Here is an 18,527-nt window from a genome sequence, read left to right on the forward strand (position 1 = left end):
GCCGTTGGTTTTTCGATATGTTTTCGGCGAGGGTTGCTCGTGATTGTTAGTCCTTTAAATGCTTCAAGAACACCCCGCACTCGGTTGCGCAATGCGATGCTGGCCGGGTCTGCACTGTTCTGCCTGTTCAGCGCCAGCCAACTCTGGGCTTTCAGCCTGGATGATGTTGCCGGACGCGCCAAGGAGCTCGCCGGTCAGAAATTCGAAACTCCGCGCAGCAATCTGCCCAAAGAGTTTCGCGACATGAAGTTTGCGGACTACCAGAAGATCCGTTTCCGCAACGAAAACGCCGAATGGGCCGACGCCAAGACCCCGTTCAAGCTGTCCTTCTATCATCAGGGCATGCACTTCGACACCCCGGTGAAGATCAACGAAGTCACCGCTACCACCGTCAACGAAATCAAGTACGACCCAGCGCGTTTCGATTTCGGTGACCTGCAGTTCGATCCCAAATCCACCGATCAGTTGGGCTACGCCGGTTTCCGCGTCTTGTTCCCGATCAACAAGGCGGACAAGCAGGACGAAATCATGACCATGCTGGGCGCGAGCTACTTCCGCGTCATCGGCAAAAACCAGGTCTACGGTCTGTCGGCCCGCGGCCTGGCCCTTGATACGGCATTGCCGTCGGGCGAAGAGTTCCCGCGGTTTCGCGAGTTCTGGGTCGAACGGCCGAACGAAGGCGACAAGCAGCTGGTGATCTTCGCCCTGCTCGATTCGCCACGTTCAACTGGTGCCTACAAATTGACCTTGCGTCCGGGCAAGGACACGACCGTCGACGTCGAGTCGCGGGTGTTCCTGCGTGACCGTGTCAGCCGCCTGGGCATTGCGCCGCTGACCAGCATGTTCCTGTTCGGCTCGAACCAGCCGTCCCGTGTGCAGAACTACCGTCACGAGTTGCACGACTCCACCGGCCTGTCCATCCATGCCGGCAACGGCGAGTGGCTGTGGCGCCCGCTGAACAATCCCAAGCACCTGGCCGTGAGCAGCTTCACCGTGGAGAACCCGCGCGGTTTCGGTCTGCTGCAGCGTGGCCGCGAGTTCTCCCGTTACGAAGACCTTGATGACCGCTATGACAAACGTCCGAGCGCCTGGATCGAGCCCAAGGGCGATTGGGGCAAGGGTACCGTCGACCTGGTTGAAATTCCGACCGCCGACGAAACCAACGACAACATCGTGGCTTTCTGGAACCCGGAAAAGATCCCGGAGCCCGGTCAGGCGCTGGAGCACAACTACCGCCTGCACTGGACCACGGACGAAGACGAGTTTCACTCGCCCGACGTTGCCTGGGTCAATCAGACCCTGCGTTCGACCGGCGACGTGAAGCAGTCCAACCTGATCCGTCAGGCCGATGGCAGCATTGCCTTCCTGATCGACTACGAAGGTCCGGTGCTGGCCGCTTTGGCTGAAGACACCGCCGTTCGCAGTCAGGTCAGCGTCGATGACAACGCCGAGCTGGTCGAGAACAACGTCCGCTACAACCCGCTGACCAAAGGCTGGCGCCTGACCCTGCGGGTCAAGGTGAAGGATCCGAACAAGGCCGTGGAAATGCGTGCAGCGCTGGTCAAGGATCTGCCGGTGGAGCCTGTCAAGGCAGCCGAGCCGGTCGAAGACAAGGCTGCGCCCAAGCATGACAAGGCACACGGCAAGGCCGAGAAGGCTGCCGAGGTTGCACAGGCTCCGGCACCCGCCGCGCCTGAAACCGCTCCTGTCACACCGACCGAACCGGTCAAGACCGAGCAGGTCCTGACTGAAACCTGGAGCTACCAGTTGCCCGCCGATGACTAATTCTCCAGCTCGGCCAGAATCGCTTGGCGAATATCTGGCTCATTTGCCCCTGGGGGACGCACAGCGCGCAGAACTTGCCGACTGCACGTCCTTCACCGAACTGCACGAGCGCCTGTCCGGGCGCCCGTCGCACGATGCCGTGCTTGGCGCACAGAACTCGGTCGAGCAGCGCCTGCGGCTGGACTCGGCTGCCGAGCTGGAAGAGGCCGAGATGCTTGGCGTCGACGCCAGCGGTCGCCTGCAGCTCAAGGCCACGCCACCGATCAACCGCACGCTGGTGATTCCCGAGCCGTGGCGCACCAACGTGCTGGTGCGGGTGTGGCGCAAGCTGACCGGCAAGGCCAGCAAGCCCGAGCCCACCAGCGACAAGCGGGTGCTGCCGAAGGCACGCTGGCGCTGGGTCGGTTCGATGCGTCGCTACATTCTGCTGGTTCTGATGCTGGGCCAGACCATCGTCGCCGGCTGGTACATGAAAGGCATCATGCCGTACCAGGGCTGGGGCATGGTCGACCTCGACGAAGTGGTTCGTCAGCCGATCATGCAGACCGCTACGCAGGTTCTGCCGTACTTCCTGCAGACCAGCATCCTGATCCTTTTCGGTATCCTGTTCTGCTGGGTATCGGCGGGTTTCTGGACGGCGTTGATGGGCTTCCTCGAACTGCTAACCGGTCGCGACAAGTACCGCATCTCCGGCGCCAGCGCGGGCAACGAGCCGATCGAGGCAGGCGCGCGCACCGCGCTGGTCATGCCGATCTGCAACGAAGATGTGACACGCGTCTTCGCCGGTTTGCGCGCCACGTTCGAGTCGGTCAAGGCGACCGGTGACCTGGATCGTTTCGACTTCTTCGTGCTCAGCGACACCAACGACCCCGATATCGCGGTTGCCGAGCAACAGGCGTGGTTGGAAGTGTGCCGCGAAGCCGGTGGTTTCGGGCATATCTTCTACCGTCGTCGCCGCCGTCGGGTCAAACGCAAGAGCGGCAACCTCGACGACTTCTGCCGTCGCTGGGGCAGCGAATACCGCTACATGGTGGTACTCGACGCCGACAGCGTAATGAGTGGCGAATGCCTGACCAGCCTGGTTCGCTTGATGGAAGCGACCCCGGATGCGGGCATCATCCAGACCGCGCCCAAGGCTTCGGGCATGGACACCCTGTACGCGCGCATGCAGCAGTTCGCTACCCGCGTGTACGGTCCGCTGTTCACCGCCGGCCTGCACTTCTGGCAGTTGGGCGAATCGCACTACTGGGGGCACAATGCGATCATTCGCATGAAGCCTTTCATCGAGCACTGCGCCCTGGCGCCGTTGCCGGGCAAGGGTGCGTTCGCCGGTGCGATTCTTTCTCACGACTTCGTCGAGGCGGCACTGATGCGCCGCGCCGGCTGGGGCGTATGGATCGCCTATGACCTGCCGGGCAGCTACGAAGAACTGCCGCCCAACCTGCTCGACGAGCTCAAGCGCGATCGCCGCTGGTGCCACGGCAACCTGATGAACTTCCGGCTGTTCCTGGTCAAGGGCATGCACCCGGTTCACCGGGCGGTATTCCTCACCGGCGTGATGTCGTACCTGTCGGCACCGTTGTGGTTCTTCTTCCTGGTGCTGTCCACCGCGCTGCTGGCGGTGAACACGCTGATGGAGCCGACCTACTTCCTGGCGCCGCGTCAGCTGTACCCGCTGTGGCCGCAATGGCACCCGGACAAGGCGGTGGCGCTGTTCTCCACCACCATCGTGCTGCTGTTCCTGCCCAAGCTGCTGAGCATCATCCTGATCTGGGCCAAGGGCGCGAAAGAATACGGCGGCCGTTTCAAGGTCACCTTGTCGATGCTGCTGGAAATGCTCTTCTCGATGCTGCTGGCGCCGGTGCGCATGCTGTTCCATACCCGTTTCGTGCTCGCCGCGTTCCTGGGTTGGGCCGCGACCTGGAACTCGCCGCAGCGTGACGACGACTCCACGCCCTGGAGCGAGGCGATCAAGCGTCATGGCTCGCAGACGCTGCTGGGCGCGGCCTGGGCTGCCCTGGTGATCTGGCTGAACCCCAGCTTCCTGTGGTGGCTGACTCCGATCGTGGGTTCGCTGATGCTGTCGATCCCGGTGTCGGTGATCTCCAGCCGGACCAATCTGGGCATGCAGGCACGCGATGAGAAGTTGTTCCTGATTCCCGAGGAGTACGACACGCCACAGGAGCTGCTGTCCACCGATCGCTATACCCAGGCAAACCGTGATAACGCGCTCAAGGATGGTTTCGTGCGTGCCGTTGTCGATCCGCGCCAGAATGCCTTGGCCTACGGCCTGGGCACGGCGCGGCACGGCAAGGCTGCGCCGATCGAAAGCATGCGCGCGCAGTGGGTGCACCAAGCGCTCGAAGGTGGCCCTCAGAAGCTCGACAACAGCACGCGCATGTCGCTGCTCAGCGATCCGGTAGCGATCTCGCGTCTGCACGAGCATGTCTGGGCTGATCAGAACGTCGCGTGGCTGGAAGCGTGGCGTCAGTCCAAGCAGGCGGAGCGGCAATCGCCGGCTGTGCCAACGCTGGACACCGCTGCAGCGGCAGGCTTGCAGAACGCCTGACCGTGTTGGCCTCATTCGCGGGCAGAGCCCGCTCCCTCAAGTAGCAAAAGCACTCCTGTGGGAGCGGGGCGGGCGGCTGAGCCCTCTGCCCGCGAATGCTGCACCTCGATATTCCTGCCATGCCCCCCAACAGCGCCATCTGGCACCCACAGGCATGCTGCAGTTCTTTGTAGGAGCGGTCAGCGGCCGCGAAGGCCGCACCACGGTTACTCCGCCATGCCCTCCAATAGTGCCACCTGGCACTCATTTCATCGCCAAACTTTGTTCAACCCCCTGTTTGAGTTAGGATCGCACCCCGAAATGGTGCGCCCAGGCTTGGCCGTGCCCGAAGTTGGCTAGGGGAATTGGTAATGAACAAGTATCTGTCGCGGCTGCTGCTCGGCGTCATGGCCATGGCGGTCGTGGGTTCGGCGCAAGCGGGCGCTATCGACGAAGCGGTCAAGCGCGGCACTTTGCGCGTGGGCATGGACCCGACCTACATGCCGTTCGAAATGACAAACAAGCGTGGCGAAATCATCGGTTTCGAAGTCGACCTGCTCAAGGCCATGGCCAAGTCCATGGGCGTCAAGCTGGAGCTGGTATCGACCAGCCTGGATGGCATCATTCCAGCGCTGATGACCGACAAGTTCGACATGATCGGCAGCGGCCTGACCCTGACCCAGGAGCGCAACCTGCGCATCAACTTCAGCGACCCGTTCATCGTCGTCGGCCAGACCCTGCTGATCCGCAAGGAATTGGCCGACAAGGTCAAGACCTACAAGGACCTGAACTCGCCGGACTACCGCATCACCTCCAAGGTCGGCACGACCGGCGAGTTCGTGGCGCGCAAGTTGATCGCCAAGGCGCAGTACCACGGCTACGACAACGAGCCTGAAGCGGTACTCGACGTGGTCAACGGCAAGGCGGATGCGTTCATCTACGATTCGCCCTACAACGTGGTGGCGGTGGACAAGGTCGGTAATGGCAAGCTGGTCTACCTCGACGAGCCTTTCACTTACGAGCCCTTGGCGTTCGGCTTGAAGAAGGGCGACTACGACAGCCTCAACTTCATCAACAACTTCCTGCGCCAGGCCCGTGAAGACGGCAGCTACGATCGTATCCACAAGAAGTGGTTCGTGAGCAAGAACTGGCTCGACGAAATGCAATGACTGCGCCTCTGGCCAGACTCTCCCTGACGCGCAGGCCTGCCCTGCGCGGCGGTCTTCTAGCGGATTGAACCCCCTGTGATCAAACACCACAAAGCTCAATGGCCCTGGCACGGGCTCACCGCGCTGGTGCTCATCGGCCTGGCTTTCAGCTTGTACGCTGCCACCTCGCGCATTTCCTATGAGTGGCATTGGAATCGAGTGCCGCAGTACTTCGTCTATCAGGCCGAGCTGCCGCAGCGCGCCGAGGGCTATGGCAGCGTCGAGCGGATCGTCCGGCAGGGCGGGCAGGCACGGGTCACCCTGCGCGACGAAGACGGTGGCGAACAGGTGTTGCTGGCGGACAGTGGCAGTGTCGTACTCGAAGAGGGCGATGACGTCTCCGAAGGCGACCAGATCGGCGTGACGCGCCACTGGACCGCCGGGCCGATCGCCTGGGGGCTGTGGACCACGCTGTGGCTGTCGCTGGTGTCGGGCGTGGCCGGCCTGCTGCTGGGCCTGGTCACCGGGCTGTGCCGGCTGTCGAGCAACCCCACCTTGCGCCACCTGTCGACGGTGTATGTCGAGCTGGTGCGGGGTACGCCGCTGCTGGTGCAGATTTTCATCTTCTATTTCTTCATCGGTACCGTGCTCAACCTTTCGCGCGAATTCGCCGGGGTGGCGGCGCTGGCGCTGTTCACCGGTGCCTACGTGGCAGAGATCGTACGCTCGGGCGTGCAGTCCATTGCCAAGGGGCAGGGCGAGGCCGCCCGCTCCCTGGGCCTGGATGCCGGACAGTCGATGCGTCACGTCATCCTGCCGCAGGCTTTCAAGCGTGTTCTGCCACCCCTGGCCGGGCAGTTCATCAGCCTGGTCAAGGACACGTCGCTGGTGTCGGTGATTGCCATTACCGAGCTGACCAAGAGCGGTCGCGAAGCCATCACCACGTCGTTCTCGACGTTCGAGATCTGGTTCTGCGTGGCGGCCCTGTACCTGGTCATCAATCTGCCGCTGTCGTATTTCGCCAGCCGGCTCGAGCGGAGGCTTGCGCAAAGTGATTGAAGTACGCGACCTGTTGAAGGTGTTCAATACCCGTGGCCAGGTGGTGCGCGCGGTCGATCAGGTGAGCACCCAGGTGGCCAAGGGCGAGGTGCTGGTGGTACTGGGCCCCTCGGGCTCGGGCAAGTCCACCTTCCTGCGTTGCCTCAATGGCCTTGAGGCGTTCGATGAAGGCTCGGTGAGCATCGATGGCCTGCGCCTCGACGATCCCAAAACCAACATCAATGCCTACCGGCGCGAAGTCGGCATGGTGTTCCAGCACTTCAACCTGTTTCCGCACATGACCGTGCTGGAAAACCTGTGCCTGGCGCAGAAAGTGGTGCGCAAGCGCGGCAAGGCCGAGCGCGAGGCCAAGGCACGCGCATTGCTGGCCAAGGTAGGCATCGGCGAGAAGGCCGATGCGTTTCCTTCACGGCTCTCCGGTGGCCAGCAGCAGCGCGTGGCCATTGCCCGGGCGCTGTGCATGGACCCGAAGGTCATGCTGTTCGACGAGCCGACATCGGCGCTCGATCCGGAGATGGTCGGTGAGGTGCTGGAAGTGATGAAGACCCTCGCCGAAGAAGGCATGACCATGGTGTGCGTCACCCATGAAATGGGCTTCGCCCGTGAAGTGGCGGACCGTGTGCTGTTCTTCGACCATGGCCGTTTGCTGGAAGATGCGCCCCCGGCCGAGTTCTTCGACGCACCCAAGGACCCAAGGGCACAGGCGTTTTTGCGCCAGGTGTTGTAGCCCGGGTTCCTGCGCCGATCCGCAGACCGCTTTCGCGGGCAGAGCCCCGCTCCCACAAGATCGCTGCAGGCTCCTGTGGGAGCGGGGCTCTGCCCGCGAAGAGGCCCTCAGGCTCACCCAACCAGGGTCAGACCTTGAACTGACCCACCAACCCCTGCAGATGTGTGCCCAGACGCGCCAGCTCGATGCTCGACGCTGCCGTTTCCTCGCTCGCCGCCGATGTCTGCTCGGAAACGTCGCGCACGTTGAGCACGCTGCGGTTGATTTCTTCGGCCACCACGCTCTGTTGCTCCGCCGCGGCGGCGATCTGCTGGTTCATCGCCTGGATCGTCGACACGGTACGGGTAATGTCGCTCAACGACTCACCGGCACGCCGGGCCAGTTGCACACTGCTGTCGGTCATCGCCCGGCTGCTGTCCAGTGCGCTGGAAACCTCATGGGTACCGGTCTGCAGCGAAGCGATCAACGACTGGATCTCTTCGGTCGATTGCTGAGTGCGTTGGGCCAGGCTGCGCACTTCATCGGCCACCACGGCAAAACCGCGGCCTGCCTCGCCGGCACGGGCCGCCTCGATTGCCGCGTTCAGAGCCAACAGGTTGGTCTGCTGCGCCACCGACTTGATCACATCGAGCACGCCGCCGATCTTGCTGCTTTCCTGTTTCAACTGATTCATGGCCTCGCTGGAATGCAGCACCTCGGCTGCCAGTCGCTCGATCTGGCCCACGGCCTGGCTGACCACTCGATCACCTTCACGGGCCTGCTGATCGGCAGCCACGGCAGCTTCCGAGGCTTCCTCGGCGTTGCGCGCCACTTCCTGCACTGTCGCCGCCATTTCATTCATGGCCGTGGCCACCTGGTCGGTTTCGACTTTCTGCGCGTTGACCCCGGCGCTGGTCTGCTCGGTGACCGCGGAAAGCTCCTCTGCGGCACTGGCCAGCTGCGTGACGCCCTCGCTGATGCCACCCACCAGTTCGCGCAGGTTCAGGGTCATGCGCTGCAGGGCCAGTTGAACCTGGCCCAGTTCGTCACGTCGGGTGATGGCGGGCGACTGCCGCAGGTCGCCGGAAGCGACGCGTTCGACGCTCGCCAGGGTCTGCCGCAACGGGCCGACGATCTGCGCGGTGATCGCCCATGCCGCAGCGATACCAAGCAGTGTGGCCAGGGCGGCTGCAGTGGCCAGCCACGCCTTGGCCTGGGCCGTGTCGGCATCGCGCTTGGCCGTCTGCGAGTCGCCCAGTCGGTCGCTGAGCTCGAGCAGGGTGGTGCCCAATGCCGTCATCTTGTCGATGCTCTGCAGCGTGGCCTGCTGGTTTTCGCTGAACTGCGCCACCGCCGCGCGATAGGCACGCAGGGACTCGCCGGCCTGTTGCAGCCGACCGGTGAACTCGCCGGAGACACTGGCCCCCGCAGAGGCGACCGAAGCGATCGCCTGGTCGATGGCCGCCAGCGCCGGCTGACGTGCTTCGTCCTTGGCGCTATAGGTGTAGCCACGCACTTGAAAGCGCGCCTGCTGGATCAGCCGGCTGGTTTCCACCAGGGTGCTGTAGGCCGTCAGCTCGCCCTGGCTCAGCAGCGCTGCCTGCGCCTGATTGACTTCGGCCACGGCGCGGTCGGCGGTGCTGCCCAGTTGGCTGCGGGCTGCTTCGCGACCCTGGATCGACGCCAGCGATGCGGTGAATTCCCGGCGATAGGCTTGGGTGGTGGCTATTTCCTGCTCGACGAGCGCGATGTCTTCGGGCTGCACCAGAGTGTGTTGGGCGGCCGCAAGATCGGTGTCGAGCTGGTCGAGAAGACGGGTGACATTGTCGGCACCGGAACTGCCTTTCTGCAGTTCGAACGACTGAGCGGCAATGCGCAGGTCACGCATGCGGTCGTCGAGTATGGAAATGCTGGTGATCTTGTCGGCGCGCTCGATCAAGCGGGTCAGGCCAGACCAGCCCGTGGCGGCAATCAAAAGAGTAAGCAGTAGCACCACACCGAAACCAATCCCCAGTTTCAGGTTGACGCTCAGATTGCCCAGGTAGCGGGCAAAGGTGTTGGACATGATGAAGCTCCCTGACAGGCCGACAGCATGATTGTCGGCAGTTCAGGGGCATCGGCAGGTGTCGCCGAAACTCGATGGTGGCTAAGTGACGTGACCCACCGGGAATCGTCAAGCCTGGACGACGTGGGTCAGAACAGCCGCGCGAGCAGCACCGCCACGGCGGTTTCAACCCGCAGGATGCGTTCGCCCAGCTGCACTGGCTGCAAACCTGCAAGGCCCAGCAGGTCGACCTCGTAGGGAATCCAGCCACCTTCCGGGCCGATGGCCAGGGTCACTGGCTGCTCCGGATGACGCGGGCAGGGCGGGTAGTCGCCCGGATGCCCGACCAGCCCCAGGGTGCCGGCGCTCACAGCAGGCAGGCGATCCTCGACGAAGGGCTTGAAACGCTTTTCGATCAGCACTTCGGGGAGCTGGGTATCGCGTGCCTGTTCCAGGCCCAGAATGAGCTGCTCGCGAATGGCAGCCGGCTCGAGAAAAGGGGTTTGCCAGAAACTTTTCTCGACCCGATAGCTGTTCACCAGGACCAGCTTGGCCACCCCCATGGTGGCAATGGTCTGGAACACTCGGCGAAGCATTTTCGGGCGGGGCAGCGCAAGGACCAGTGTCAGCGGCAGTTTCGCCGGTGGCGGTTGGTCGAGCACCACGGCAAGTTCGGCCTCGTGATCTTCCAACCTTGTGACCTGGGCACGCCCCATCAAGCCATCGACCTTGCCCACCCGCAGGCTGTCGCCCAGCTCGACACGGTGCACGGCCTGCATGTGGGTGAAGCGTCGATCACGCAGCACTACCTTGTCCGGCGCGGTGAAGTCGGCCGTTTCTAGCAGCAGCAGGTTCATGCCTGAGTCGCAGGCGGCTGGCCGTTGCGGTCATCGTCCTCGGTCGGTTCATCACCGCGCTTGCGGATCAGGGCACCGAACAGGATGCCGATCTCGAACAGCAACCACATCGGCACGGCCAGCAGTGTCTGCGAAAAAATGTCCGGTGGGGTCAGAATCATGCCGACCACGAAGCAGCCGATGATCACGTACGGGCGGATCTTGCGCAGGTACTTGACGTCGACCACGCCGATCCACACCAGCAGTACCACGGCCACCGGAATCTCGAACGCCACACCGAAAGCGAAGAACAGCGTCATGACGAAATCGAGGTAACTGGCGATGTCGGTGGCCATGGTCACGCCCACGGGCGTGGCACTGGCGAAGAACTTGAAGACCAGCGGAAACACCAGAAAGTAGGCGAAGGCCATCCCGGCATAGAACAGGAAGATGCTCGACACCAGCAATGGTATGGCAATGCGTTTTTCGTGCTTGTACAGGCCCGGTGCGATGAAGCCCCAGACCTGGTGCAGGATGATCGGCACGGCCAGGAACAGCGAGACCATCATGGTCAGCTTGAATGGCGTGAGAAACGGCGAGGCCACGTCGGTGGCGATCATCGTTGCCCCTTCGGGCAGGTACTCGCGCAGCGGCGCCGACACCAGGGTGTAGATCTGTTGGGCGAAGGAAAACAGCCCGGCGAAGACCAGGAAAATCACGGCAACGCAACGCAGCAGGCGCGTGCGCAATTCGGTCAAGTGCGAGACCAGCGGCATGGGCTGGTCGTTTTCCGGAATTTCGCTCATGGGGCCCGCGGTGGCTGTGTAGGTTCATTGGAGGATACGGGTATCGCAACAGCCTGGGCGCTGCTCGTGTCACGGTCAACCACAGCCCGTGTCTGCGTGGCAGTGGGCACCGTGGTAGGCGTCACATCGGTGCTCACCGCATCACGATCAAGCACCGGTTGCGCCTGGGCGCCGGGTGGAATCGGATCGGCCAGCGGTGCGGGCGGCTCGCTCGGACGCGCAGCGCGCTGCGGATCGAGGATCTTGCGCGCCTGCTCCTCAAGCGAAAGCACGTGCTCGTTGTGCAGTTGGCGACGGATTTCGTCGGCGCCTATCTCGCGTTCCACTTCGGTCTTGATCGCGTTGAAGCTGCGTTTCAGGCGCCCGATCCACAACCCTGCGGTGCGCGCGGCACCGGGCAGTCGCTCAGGGCCCAGCACCAACAGGGCGATGAGGCCCACGAGCATGAGTTCGCTGAAGCTGATACCGAACATTGATCAGTCTTTCCTGATGGGTTCTTCGACTTTCTGATGCTGGCCGTCGAGGGTATGCGGCGGAGTCAGCGGCGAGCTGGCCTGCGGGTGCACCGGCTGTGTCGGCTGCTCGGCACCCGGTTTGTCGTCGTCGTTCATGGCTTTGCGAAAGCCCTTGATCGATTCACCGACGTCGGTGCCCAGGTTCTTGAGTTTCTTGGTGCCGAAGACCAGTACCACGACAATCAGGATGACGATCCAGTGTTTCCAATCAAACAGACCCATGATTCAACTCCTCCAAAAAGACATTTCAGGCTGACGGCAGGCGGGCGGCTTTCTCATCGTGACCGGACAGGCCGAATCGGCGATCCAGTTCATCGAGTACAGCCTGTGGGTGTTGGCCCAGTTGTGCAAGCATGACCAGGCTATGGAACCACAGATCGGCGGTTTCGTAGATGACATCACTGCAGTCGCCGCTGTGGGCGGCATCCTTGGCGGCAATGATGGTCTCGATCGATTCTTCGCCGAGCTTTTCCAGAATCTTGTTCAATCCCTTGGCGTACAGGCTGGCGACATACGAGCTGTCGGCGCTGGCGCCCTTGCGTTCTTCGAGCACCGCAGCGACGCGGTCCAGAGTGTCATTCATGGCCATGGCCTGCGGAATAGATGGCAGCGGGATCTTTCAGGACGGGGTCGACGACGGTCCATTGGCCGTTCTCGAAGACCCGATAGAAGCAGCTTTGGCGGCCAGTGTGACAGGCGATGTCACCGACCTGCTCGACGCTGAGCACGACCACGTCGGCGTCGCAGTCCAGGCGCAGCTCGTGCAGTTTTTGCACGTGGCCGGATTCCTCGCCCTTGCGCCACAGCTTGCCACGCGACCGGGACCAGTAGATCGCCCGGTTTTCGGCAGCGGTCAATGCCAGTGCCTCGCGGTTCATCCAGGCCATCATGAGGATGCGCCCGGTGTGGTGATCCTGGGCAATCGCCGGCACCAGGCCGTCGCGGTCCCATTTGATCTCGTCCAGCCAGTCTTTCATGTGCGACTCCGACAACAGAGAGGGCTAGTGTGCCAGCCGATGGCGCGACTGGCTATCGGCGCACGACCAGGTACAAGCCCGATGCCAGCATCAACCAGGCGGGCCATGCCTGGACGCTGTCCAGGGCTATGCCGGAGACGGCGGTGACCGTTCCACCCACCAGCAAGGCGACGCCGAGCAGCCGCAGGGCCCAGCGATCGTGGCGTTGCTCCCAGGGCGGCGGTGGATCCTTGCGATGGGGCTGAGACATTCGTTCGAGTAGATCGCGGGTCATATTGGCCAGGTGAGGCAATTGTTCGACCTGCGATTGAACATTCTGAAACAAAGATTTCGGGCTGACCCGCTGGCGCATCCAGCGTTCCAGGAACGGCTGGGCGGTGCTCCACAGGTCGAGGTCCGGGTACAGCTGTCGACCCAGGCCTTCGATGTTGAGCAGGGTTTTCTGCAGCAGCACCAGTTGCGGCTGGACTTCCATGTTGAAGCGTCGTGCGGTCTGGAACAGGCGCATGAGCACCTGGCCGAAGGAGATGTCCTTCAGTGGCTTCTCGAAGATCGGCTCGCAGACGGTGCGGATCGCCGCTTCGAATTCGTTGAGCTTGGTCTCGGCCGGTACCCAGCCCGAATCGATGTGCAGCTGCGCCACGCGGCGGTAGTCGCGCTTGAAGAAGGCGAACAGGTTGCGCGCCAGGTAATCCTGATCTTCAGGGGTCAGGCTGCCGACGATGCCGCAGTCGATGGCGATATAGCGCGGGCTCCACGGTGCCACGGTGCTGACGAAGATGTTGCCGGGGTGCATGTCGGCATGGAAGAAACTGTCGCGAAACACCTGGGTGAAGAAAATCTCGACGCCGCGCTCGGCCAGTAGCTTCATGTCGGTGCGCTGGTCGGCCAGGGCAGCCATGTCGGTGACCTGCACGCCGTAGATGCGCTCCATCACCAAGACCTTCGGCCGGCACCAGTCCCAGTAGACCTGGGGCACGTAGAGCAGGTCGGAGTCTTCGAAATTGCGCCGCAGCTGGCTGGAGTTGGCCGCTTCGCGCAACAGGTCGAGTTCGTCGTAGATGGTACGTTCGTAGTCGGCGACCACGTCGACCGGGTGCAGCAGGCGCGCGTCGGCGGACAGCCGCTCGGCCTGGCGGGCGAGCAGGAACAGCCAGGCCAGATCCTGGCTGATCACCGACTTGAGCCCCGGGCGAACGACCTTGACCACCACCTCTTCACCGGTCTTGAGCCGAGCGGCGTGAACCTGGGCCACCGAGGCCGACGCCAATGGCTCGACGTCGAAGCGACTGAACACGTCGGTGATCTTCGCACCCAGTTGCTGCTCGATGAGGGCCATGGCCTGCTTGGGGTCGAACGGCGGCACCCGGTCCTGCAGCAGCATCAGCTCATCGGCGATGTCTTCGGGCAGCAGGTCGCGGCGGGTGGAAAGGATCTGCCCGAACTTGATGAAGATTGGCCCCAGGTCCTGCAAGGCCAGGCGCAGGCGCGCGCCACGGTTGAGTTCCTGGCGGCTGCGCGGCAGCCAGCGCCAAGGCATGGCGAAACGGGTGATTTTCAGCCACCACGGCAGTGGCAGGGCGAACATCAGGTCATCGAGGCGGTAACGAATGATGACGCGCTGGATGCGCAACAGACGGCGGACGGCAAGCAGCTTCATGCGTTATCGCTGGAATTGTGGGATCGGGCGAGGCGCTCAATACGCGCCTCGAGGCGTTCGACGTCGACTTTCAAAGCATCCAGCTCACTGAAACGGGCCTGGGCTTCCTGCTCGCCCACCAATGTACGCGCTTCCTCGGCCAGGTATTCGCCCAGGTTCTGCGCCGCCGTGGCCAGGCTCTCACGGGTCCAGCCCGTGCGGCTGCGCAAATGCCCGGCCAACAAGGCGGTGGGCACCGGACCCAGCCAGCGTGAGACTTCGTATTCCCAGTCCAGTTCAAGGTCCTGCAGCACCTTGACCAGGTCCAGCAGCGCGGCGCTGTCGCCGTCCAGATCGACCTGCGGGCTGTGCAGCACCGCGGTCTTGTCCTTGCGCAGTGCCAGTTGCACCAGGCTGGCAGCCGGCGCGCGCAACGTGCAGTCGGGCGGCGTGGCCCACTGCTGGGCCAGCATCAGGCCATGGGCACTGGGCAGTATGTACAGGGTAAAGGCGGGCTGGCGGCCCTGGATGGCAATCACCTTGCCGTGCAGGTGCGCCAGGCGCGGCAACGCCGTGGCGTCCAGGCGCAGCACACGGTTCAGACCGTGTTCGACACTGGCGATCAGGCCACCGAGCAGCATCAGGGCTTGATCCCGCGGTGCAGGGCAACGATGCCACTGGTCATGTTGTGGTACGTGACGCGGTCGAAACCGGCCTGCACCATCATGGCCTTGAGGGTTTCCTGATCGGGATGCATGCGGATCGATTCGGCCAGGTAACGGTAGCTTTCCGAATCGTTGGTGATCAGCTTGCCGGCCAGCGGCATGAACGCGAATGAATAGGCGTCGTAGACCTTGGACATCAGCTTGTTGGTAGGCTTGGAAAACTCCAGCACCAGCAGGCGCCCGCCTGGCTTGAGCACGCGCAGCATGGAAGCGATGGCCGCTTCCTTGTGGGTGACGTTGCGCAGGCCGAAGGCGATGGTCACGCAATCGAAGTGATTGTCGGGGAACGGCAGCTTTTCCGCATCGGCCTGGACGAATTCGATGTTGCCGGCCACGCCGCGGTCGAGCAGCCGGTCGCGACCGACCTTGAGCATCGAGGCGTTGATGTCGGCGAGCACCACCTGGCCGGTAGGCCCTACCAGGTCGGAGAACTTGCGTGCCAGATCGCCCGTGCCGCCGGCGATGTCGAGCACCCGGTTACCCACGCGCACGCCCGAGAGCTCGATGGTGAAGCGCTTCCACAGCCGATGCATGCCGCCGGACAGCACGTCGTTCATCAAGTCGTACTTGGCCGCTACCGAGTGGAACACCTCGGCGACCTTTTCGGCCTTCTGGCTTTCCGGTACGTGCTTGTAGCCGAAGTGAGTGGTGGGTTCGGCATCGCCGCCTTTGCGCTGATCATTCATATCGCTGTCACCAGGAAAAATTACGCACCATTCTAAGCCGCACAAGGGCGCTTTGTCTTGGCACGATGGATTGCCGGGGCAACCGGGTTAAACTGTGCGCCATTGAACCCTTACCTGTTGGAATCCCCGATGACCCAGATCAACGTCGAACGCAAACACAATCTGGGCCGCGACGCGGCGCGGCAGAAAGCTGAAGTGGTGGTCCAGAAGCTGATCGACCGCTATGACGTGCAGGCTACCTGGCAAGGTGACACGGTGGCGGTCAAGCGCAGCGGTGCACAGGGCACCGTGCAGATCGACGACGAAGCGATTCGAATCGATCTGAAGCTGGGCATGATGCTGGCGATGATGAGCGGCACCATCCAGAGCGAGATCGAAAAGGCCCTGGACAAGGCCCTGGCGGCTTAAAGCATCAACCTGACCACGGATTCGGCGGGGTCGCGGGATTTGCCGGCCGCGCGCAATTGTTCCAGGTAGTCGGCCCAGAGCTGCTCCTGGCGCAGCGCCAACTGGTACAGGTAGTCCCAGGTGAACAGGCCGCTGTCATGGCCGTCGTCGAAGGTCAGTTTCAAGGCGTACTGGCCTGCAGCTTCGACCTTGGCCAGGCCAACCCCCAGTTTGCCGACCTGCAGGATCGGCTTGCCGTGGCCCTGGACCTCGGCGGACGGCGAGTGCACGCGCAGGAACTCGGCGGGCAGGTGAAACACCTCGTCGGGGCCATAGGTCAGGCTCAAAGTCTTGGAGGCCTTGTGCAAATTGATGGCGCTGGGGATTCTGGTCATGGTGGGTCTCGAAGTCGCGCGGTGTCTGTTTCGCGGCCACGGACCGCTCCTGCGAACCCGGCCTGTGCGAACGATCATTGACGTCGCCCGCGAGCCGCGTTCCGTAGGCGCGGTCAGCGGCCGCAAAGGCCGCACCGCGCATGACAGGCCGTCTTACAGAATGTAGCGCGACAGGTCTTCGTTCTGCGCCAGCTCACCCAGGTGGCTGTTCACGTACTCGGCATCGATCTGGATCGGCGCCTCGCTGTGCGCAGCGGCCATGTCGCCGGCGCTGAACGAGACTTCCTCCAGCAACCGCTCGAGCAACGTGTGCAGGCGGCGCGCACCGATGTTCTCGGTCTTCTCGTTGACCTGCCAGGCGATCTCGGCCAAACGCTTGATCCCTTCGGGCACGAACTCGATGTTCAAGCCTTCGGTCTTCAGCAACTCGCGATACTGCTCGGTCAGCGAGGCATGTGGCTCGCTGAGGATGCGCTCGAAGTCCTGCGGGCTCAACGCCTTGAGTTCGACGCGAATCGGCAGGCGACCCTGCAGTTCGGGAACCAGATCGCTCGGCTTGCTCAGGTGGAACGCACCCGAAGCAATGAACAGGATGTGGTCGGTCTTGACCATGCCCAGCTTGGTGTTGACCGTGCAGCCTTCGATCAACGGCAGCAGGTCGCGTTGCACGCCTTCACGGGACACGTCGGCACCGCCCACATTGCCGCGCTTGGCCACCTTGTCGATTTCATCGATGAAGACGATACCGTGCTGCTCGACGGCTTCCAGTGCCTTGGCCTTGAGCTCTTCCTCGTTGACCAGGCGGCCGGCTTCTTCGTCGCGGACCATTTTCAGCGCGTCCTTGACCTTGAGCTTGCGGCTCTTCTTCTTGCCCTTGCCCATGTTGGCGAACAGGCTCTGCAGCTGGTTGGTCATTTCTTCCATGCCGGGAGGCGCGGAGATGTCCACGCCACCCATCTGCTCGGCCACCTCGATCTCGACTTCCTTGTCGTCCAGCTGGCCTTCGCGCAGGCGCTTGCGGAACAGCTGACGGGTGTTCGAATCGTTGCTCACCGGCTCTTCGTTGAAGCCTGCACGGGCGGCGGGCAACAGCGCATCGAGAATGCGCTCTTCGGCCGCATCCTCGGCGCGGTGGCGAACCTTGACCATTTCCTGCTCGCGCAGCAGCTTGATAGCCGCATCGGCCAGGTCGCGGATGATCGATTCGACATCGCGGCCGACATAGCCAACTTCAGTGAACTTGGTCGCTTCGACCTTGATGAACGGTGCATTGGCGAGCTTGGCCAGGCGCCGCGCGATTTCGGTCTTGCCGACGCCGGTAGGGCCGATCATCAGGATGTTCTTGGGCGTCACTTCGACGCGCAGTTCTTCGGGCAGCTGCATGCGCCGCCAGCGGTTGCGCAGGGCAATGGCGACAGCGCGCTTGGCATCGTCCTGGCCGATGATGTGGCGATTGAGTTCGTGGACGATTTCGCGGGGGGTCATGGACATGGTGTGTTCCGGACTCGGAGGTTCAGGCAGGGAAGGGGTGAAGGCTTGCGACGCATAGCGTGCAGGCCTGGCACCACAACCGTCTGATCACTCGGCGAGATCCTGCTCCTCGATGGTCATGTTGTGATTGGTGAACACGCAGATGTCGCCAGCGATGCCCAGGGCGGTCTCGACGATTTCCCGTGCGCCCAGCTCGGTCTTCTTCAGCAGCGCACTGGCCGCGGCCTGCGCGAACGCGCCGCCGGAGCCCATGGCGATCAGGCCGTCTTCGGGCTCGACCACGTCACCGTTGCCGGTGATGATCAAGGAAGCGTCCTTGTTGGCCACCGCCAGCATCGCCTCGAGACGGCTGAGCGAGCGGTCGGTGCGCCATTCCTTGGCCAGTTCCACGGCGGCACGGACCAGATGGCCCTGATGTTTCTCCAACTGGCCTTCGAAACGCTCGAAGAGCGTGAAGGCGTCGGCGGTGGCCCCGGCAAAGCCGGCGATGACCTGGCCGTGGTACAGGCGACGGACTTTCTTGGCGTTGCCTTTCATCACGGTATTGCCGAGAGAAACCTGGCCGTCGCCGCCCATGACGACTTTGCCATGACGGCGGACTGAAACGATGGTGGTCAAGGGGAGAGTCTCCACGCAGCGGGGCGAAAATGCCCTGATGGAAACGAATATGGGGGTGGGTGAGGAGATTTCAACCTTTGTCGGTTGTGCGGGGTGGTGGGACAGCTTGCGGGTATCGGGAGGTCCGTGTCACGGCTTTCGCGGCCGCTGACCGCTCCTACG

The 18,527-nt window shown here is 62.9% G+C and carries 19 protein-coding genes and 1 pseudogene; 6 read left to right on the forward strand and 14 right to left on the reverse strand.

Annotated elements, in window-relative coordinates; genetic code table 11:
• Positions 1–39 precede the first annotated feature (39 nt).
• The 5 genes from IFT80_RS11040 (at position 40) to IFT80_RS11060 (ending at position 7,267) form a co-directional block, all read left to right on the forward strand.
• Positions 40–1,785 (forward strand): glucan biosynthesis protein G, encoded by a 1,746-nt coding sequence (locus IFT80_RS11040; RefSeq protein ID WP_342214340.1) that lies wholly within the window; start codon positions 40–42, stop codon positions 1,783–1,785.
• Positions 1,778–4,354 carry a glucans biosynthesis glucosyltransferase MdoH gene (gene mdoH / locus IFT80_RS11045; RefSeq protein WP_192058990.1) on the forward strand — a complete coding sequence of 859 codons (2,577 nt, stop codon included), beginning with the start codon at positions 1,778–1,780 and terminating at the stop codon, positions 4,352–4,354. Before IFT80_RS11040 ends, mdoH begins: the two co-directional genes overlap by 8 nt.
• Positions 4,355–4,704: 350 nt before the next feature.
• Positions 4,705–5,502, forward strand: coding sequence for a transporter substrate-binding domain-containing protein (locus IFT80_RS11050; RefSeq protein WP_122480464.1), 798 nt, complete (start codon positions 4,705–4,707; stop codon positions 5,500–5,502).
• 75 nt (positions 5,503–5,577) lie between these two features.
• Positions 5,578–6,540 carry an ABC transporter permease subunit gene (locus IFT80_RS11055; RefSeq protein ID WP_192137558.1) on the forward strand — a complete coding sequence of 321 codons (963 nt, stop codon included), beginning with the start codon at positions 5,578–5,580 and terminating at the stop codon, positions 6,538–6,540.
• Positions 6,533–7,267: an ATP-binding cassette domain-containing protein gene (locus tag IFT80_RS11060; RefSeq protein WP_185795002.1), complete on the forward strand. Its 735-nt coding sequence runs from the start codon at positions 6,533–6,535 to the stop codon at positions 7,265–7,267. The genes IFT80_RS11055 and IFT80_RS11060 overlap by 8 nt, the downstream gene beginning before the upstream one ends.
• A 127-nt stretch (positions 7,268–7,394) precedes the next feature.
• Here the strand turns inward: IFT80_RS11060 and IFT80_RS21885 are convergent, their stop codons facing one another.
• The 11 genes and pseudogenes from IFT80_RS21885 to ubiE all read right to left on the reverse strand — a co-directional run bounded on the left by IFT80_RS21885 (position 7,395) and on the right by ubiE (position 15,474).
• Positions 7,395–8,258 carry a methyl-accepting chemotaxis protein gene (locus IFT80_RS21885; protein ID WP_425312022.1) on the reverse strand — a complete coding sequence of 288 codons (864 nt, stop codon included), beginning with the start codon at positions 8,256–8,258 and terminating at the stop codon, positions 7,395–7,397.
• Positions 8,250–9,311 (reverse strand): annotated as a pseudogene (locus IFT80_RS21890) (methyl-accepting chemotaxis protein); the annotation flags it as partial. The gene IFT80_RS21885 and the pseudogene IFT80_RS21890, both read right to left, overlap by 9 nt.
• A 128-nt stretch (positions 9,312–9,439) precedes the next feature.
• On the reverse strand, positions 9,440–10,147 hold the full coding sequence (locus tag IFT80_RS11070; RefSeq protein ID WP_185794931.1) for a 16S rRNA (uracil(1498)-N(3))-methyltransferase: 708 nt from the start codon (positions 10,145–10,147) through the stop codon (positions 9,440–9,442).
• Positions 10,144–10,932, reverse strand: coding sequence for a twin-arginine translocase subunit TatC (gene tatC, locus IFT80_RS11075; protein ID WP_122480460.1), 789 nt, complete (start codon positions 10,930–10,932; stop codon positions 10,144–10,146). Before tatC ends, IFT80_RS11070 begins: the two co-directional genes overlap by 4 nt.
• The gene (gene tatB, locus IFT80_RS11080) at positions 10,929–11,405 is read right to left on the reverse strand and encodes a Sec-independent protein translocase protein TatB (RefSeq protein WP_192137560.1); all 477 of its coding nucleotides are present in this window, start codon (positions 11,403–11,405) and stop codon (positions 10,929–10,931) included. The genes tatC and tatB overlap by 4 nt, the downstream gene beginning before the upstream one ends.
• Positions 11,406–11,408: 3 nt before the next feature.
• Positions 11,409–11,669 carry a twin-arginine translocase TatA/TatE family subunit gene (locus IFT80_RS11085; protein WP_122480458.1) on the reverse strand — a complete coding sequence of 87 codons (261 nt, stop codon included), beginning with the start codon at positions 11,667–11,669 and terminating at the stop codon, positions 11,409–11,411.
• A 25-nt stretch (positions 11,670–11,694) separates the two neighbouring features.
• The gene (locus tag IFT80_RS11090; protein WP_122480666.1) at positions 11,695–12,030 is read right to left on the reverse strand and encodes a phosphoribosyl-ATP diphosphatase; all 336 of its coding nucleotides are present in this window, start codon (positions 12,028–12,030) and stop codon (positions 11,695–11,697) included.
• On the reverse strand, positions 12,023–12,424 hold the full coding sequence (gene hisI / locus IFT80_RS11095; protein WP_122480457.1) for a phosphoribosyl-AMP cyclohydrolase: 402 nt from the start codon (positions 12,422–12,424) through the stop codon (positions 12,023–12,025). Before hisI ends, IFT80_RS11090 begins: the two co-directional genes overlap by 8 nt.
• A gap of 52 nt (positions 12,425–12,476) precedes the next feature.
• Complete coding sequence (gene ubiB / locus IFT80_RS11100; RefSeq protein ID WP_192137561.1) at positions 12,477–14,084, reverse strand: ubiquinone biosynthesis regulatory protein kinase UbiB; 1,608 nt, start codon at positions 14,082–14,084, stop codon at positions 12,477–12,479.
• Positions 14,081–14,704, reverse strand: a complete 624-nt coding sequence (locus IFT80_RS11105) for a ubiquinone biosynthesis accessory factor UbiJ (protein ID WP_192137562.1) — start codon at positions 14,702–14,704, stop codon at positions 14,081–14,083. Before IFT80_RS11105 ends, ubiB begins: the two co-directional genes overlap by 4 nt.
• Positions 14,704–15,474 carry a bifunctional demethylmenaquinone methyltransferase/2-methoxy-6-polyprenyl-1,4-benzoquinol methylase UbiE gene (gene ubiE / locus IFT80_RS11110; protein WP_043191385.1) on the reverse strand — a complete coding sequence of 257 codons (771 nt, stop codon included), beginning with the start codon at positions 15,472–15,474 and terminating at the stop codon, positions 14,704–14,706. Before ubiE ends, IFT80_RS11105 begins: the two co-directional genes overlap by 1 nt.
• A gap of 129 nt (positions 15,475–15,603) precedes the next feature.
• Between ubiE and IFT80_RS11115 the strand changes: the two genes are divergently transcribed.
• Positions 15,604–15,882, forward strand: a complete 279-nt coding sequence (locus IFT80_RS11115; protein WP_043191383.1) for a polyhydroxyalkanoic acid system family protein — start codon at positions 15,604–15,606, stop codon at positions 15,880–15,882.
• Here the strand turns inward: IFT80_RS11115 and IFT80_RS11120 are convergent.
• The 3 genes from IFT80_RS11120 to hslV form a co-directional block, all read right to left on the reverse strand.
• Positions 15,879–16,256 (reverse strand): gamma-butyrobetaine hydroxylase-like domain-containing protein, encoded by a 378-nt coding sequence (locus IFT80_RS11120; protein ID WP_122480453.1) that lies wholly within the window; start codon positions 16,254–16,256, stop codon positions 15,879–15,881. The two genes, IFT80_RS11115 and IFT80_RS11120, sit on opposite strands and share 4 nt — an antisense overlap.
• A gap of 153 nt (positions 16,257–16,409) precedes the next feature.
• Positions 16,410–17,747 (reverse strand): ATP-dependent protease ATPase subunit HslU, encoded by a 1,338-nt coding sequence (hslU, locus tag IFT80_RS11125; RefSeq protein ID WP_122480452.1) that lies wholly within the window; start codon positions 17,745–17,747, stop codon positions 16,410–16,412.
• 87 nt (positions 17,748–17,834) lie between these two features.
• Complete coding sequence (hslV, locus tag IFT80_RS11130; protein ID WP_043191380.1) at positions 17,835–18,365, reverse strand: ATP-dependent protease subunit HslV; 531 nt, start codon at positions 18,363–18,365, stop codon at positions 17,835–17,837.
• Positions 18,366–18,527 lie beyond the last annotated feature (162 nt).

The sequence above is a fragment of the Pseudomonas sp. CFBP 8771 genome (genome assembly GCF_014841695.1).
GTDB lineage: Bacteria > Pseudomonadota > Gammaproteobacteria > Pseudomonadales > Pseudomonadaceae > Aquipseudomonas > Aquipseudomonas baltica.

Bases quoted from the DNA above. Each gene is read 5' to 3' on its own strand.
- mdoH (WP_192058990.1), top strand. From the start codon at position 1,778: ATGACTAATTCTCCAGCTCGGCCAGAATCGCTTGGCGAATATCTGGCT.
- IFT80_RS11050 (WP_122480464.1), top strand. From the start codon at position 4,705: ATGAACAAGTATCTGTCGCGGCTGCTGCTCGGCGTCATGGCCATGGCG.
- IFT80_RS21885 (WP_425312022.1), bottom strand. From the start codon at position 8,258: ATGACCCTGAACCTGCGCGAACTGGTGGGTGGCATCAGCGAGGGCGTC.
- IFT80_RS11070 (WP_185794931.1), bottom strand. From the start codon at position 10,147: ATGAACCTGCTGCTGCTAGAAACGGCCGACTTCACCGCGCCGGACAAG.
- tatC (WP_122480460.1), bottom strand. From the start codon at position 10,932: ATGAGCGAAATTCCGGAAAACGACCAGCCCATGCCGCTGGTCTCGCAC.
- tatB (WP_192137560.1), bottom strand. From the start codon at position 11,405: ATGTTCGGTATCAGCTTCAGCGAACTCATGCTCGTGGGCCTCATCGCC.
- IFT80_RS11085 (WP_122480458.1), bottom strand. From the start codon at position 11,669: ATGGGTCTGTTTGATTGGAAACACTGGATCGTCATCCTGATTGTCGTG.
- IFT80_RS11090 (WP_122480666.1), bottom strand. From the start codon at position 12,030: ATGAATGACACTCTGGACCGCGTCGCTGCGGTGCTCGAAGAACGCAAG.
- hisI (WP_122480457.1), bottom strand. From the start codon at position 12,424: ATGAAAGACTGGCTGGACGAGATCAAATGGGACCGCGACGGCCTGGTG.
- ubiB (WP_192137561.1), bottom strand. From the start codon at position 14,084: ATGAAGCTGCTTGCCGTCCGCCGTCTGTTGCGCATCCAGCGCGTCATC.
- IFT80_RS11105 (WP_192137562.1), bottom strand. From the start codon at position 14,704: ATGCTGCTCGGTGGCCTGATCGCCAGTGTCGAACACGGTCTGAACCGT.
- ubiE (WP_043191385.1), bottom strand. From the start codon at position 15,474: ATGAATGATCAGCGCAAAGGCGGCGATGCCGAACCCACCACTCACTTC.
- IFT80_RS11115 (WP_043191383.1), top strand. From the start codon at position 15,604: ATGACCCAGATCAACGTCGAACGCAAACACAATCTGGGCCGCGACGCG.
- IFT80_RS11120 (WP_122480453.1), bottom strand. From the start codon at position 16,256: ATGACCAGAATCCCCAGCGCCATCAATTTGCACAAGGCCTCCAAGACT.
- hslU (WP_122480452.1), bottom strand. From the start codon at position 17,747: ATGTCCATGACCCCCCGCGAAATCGTCCACGAACTCAATCGCCACATC.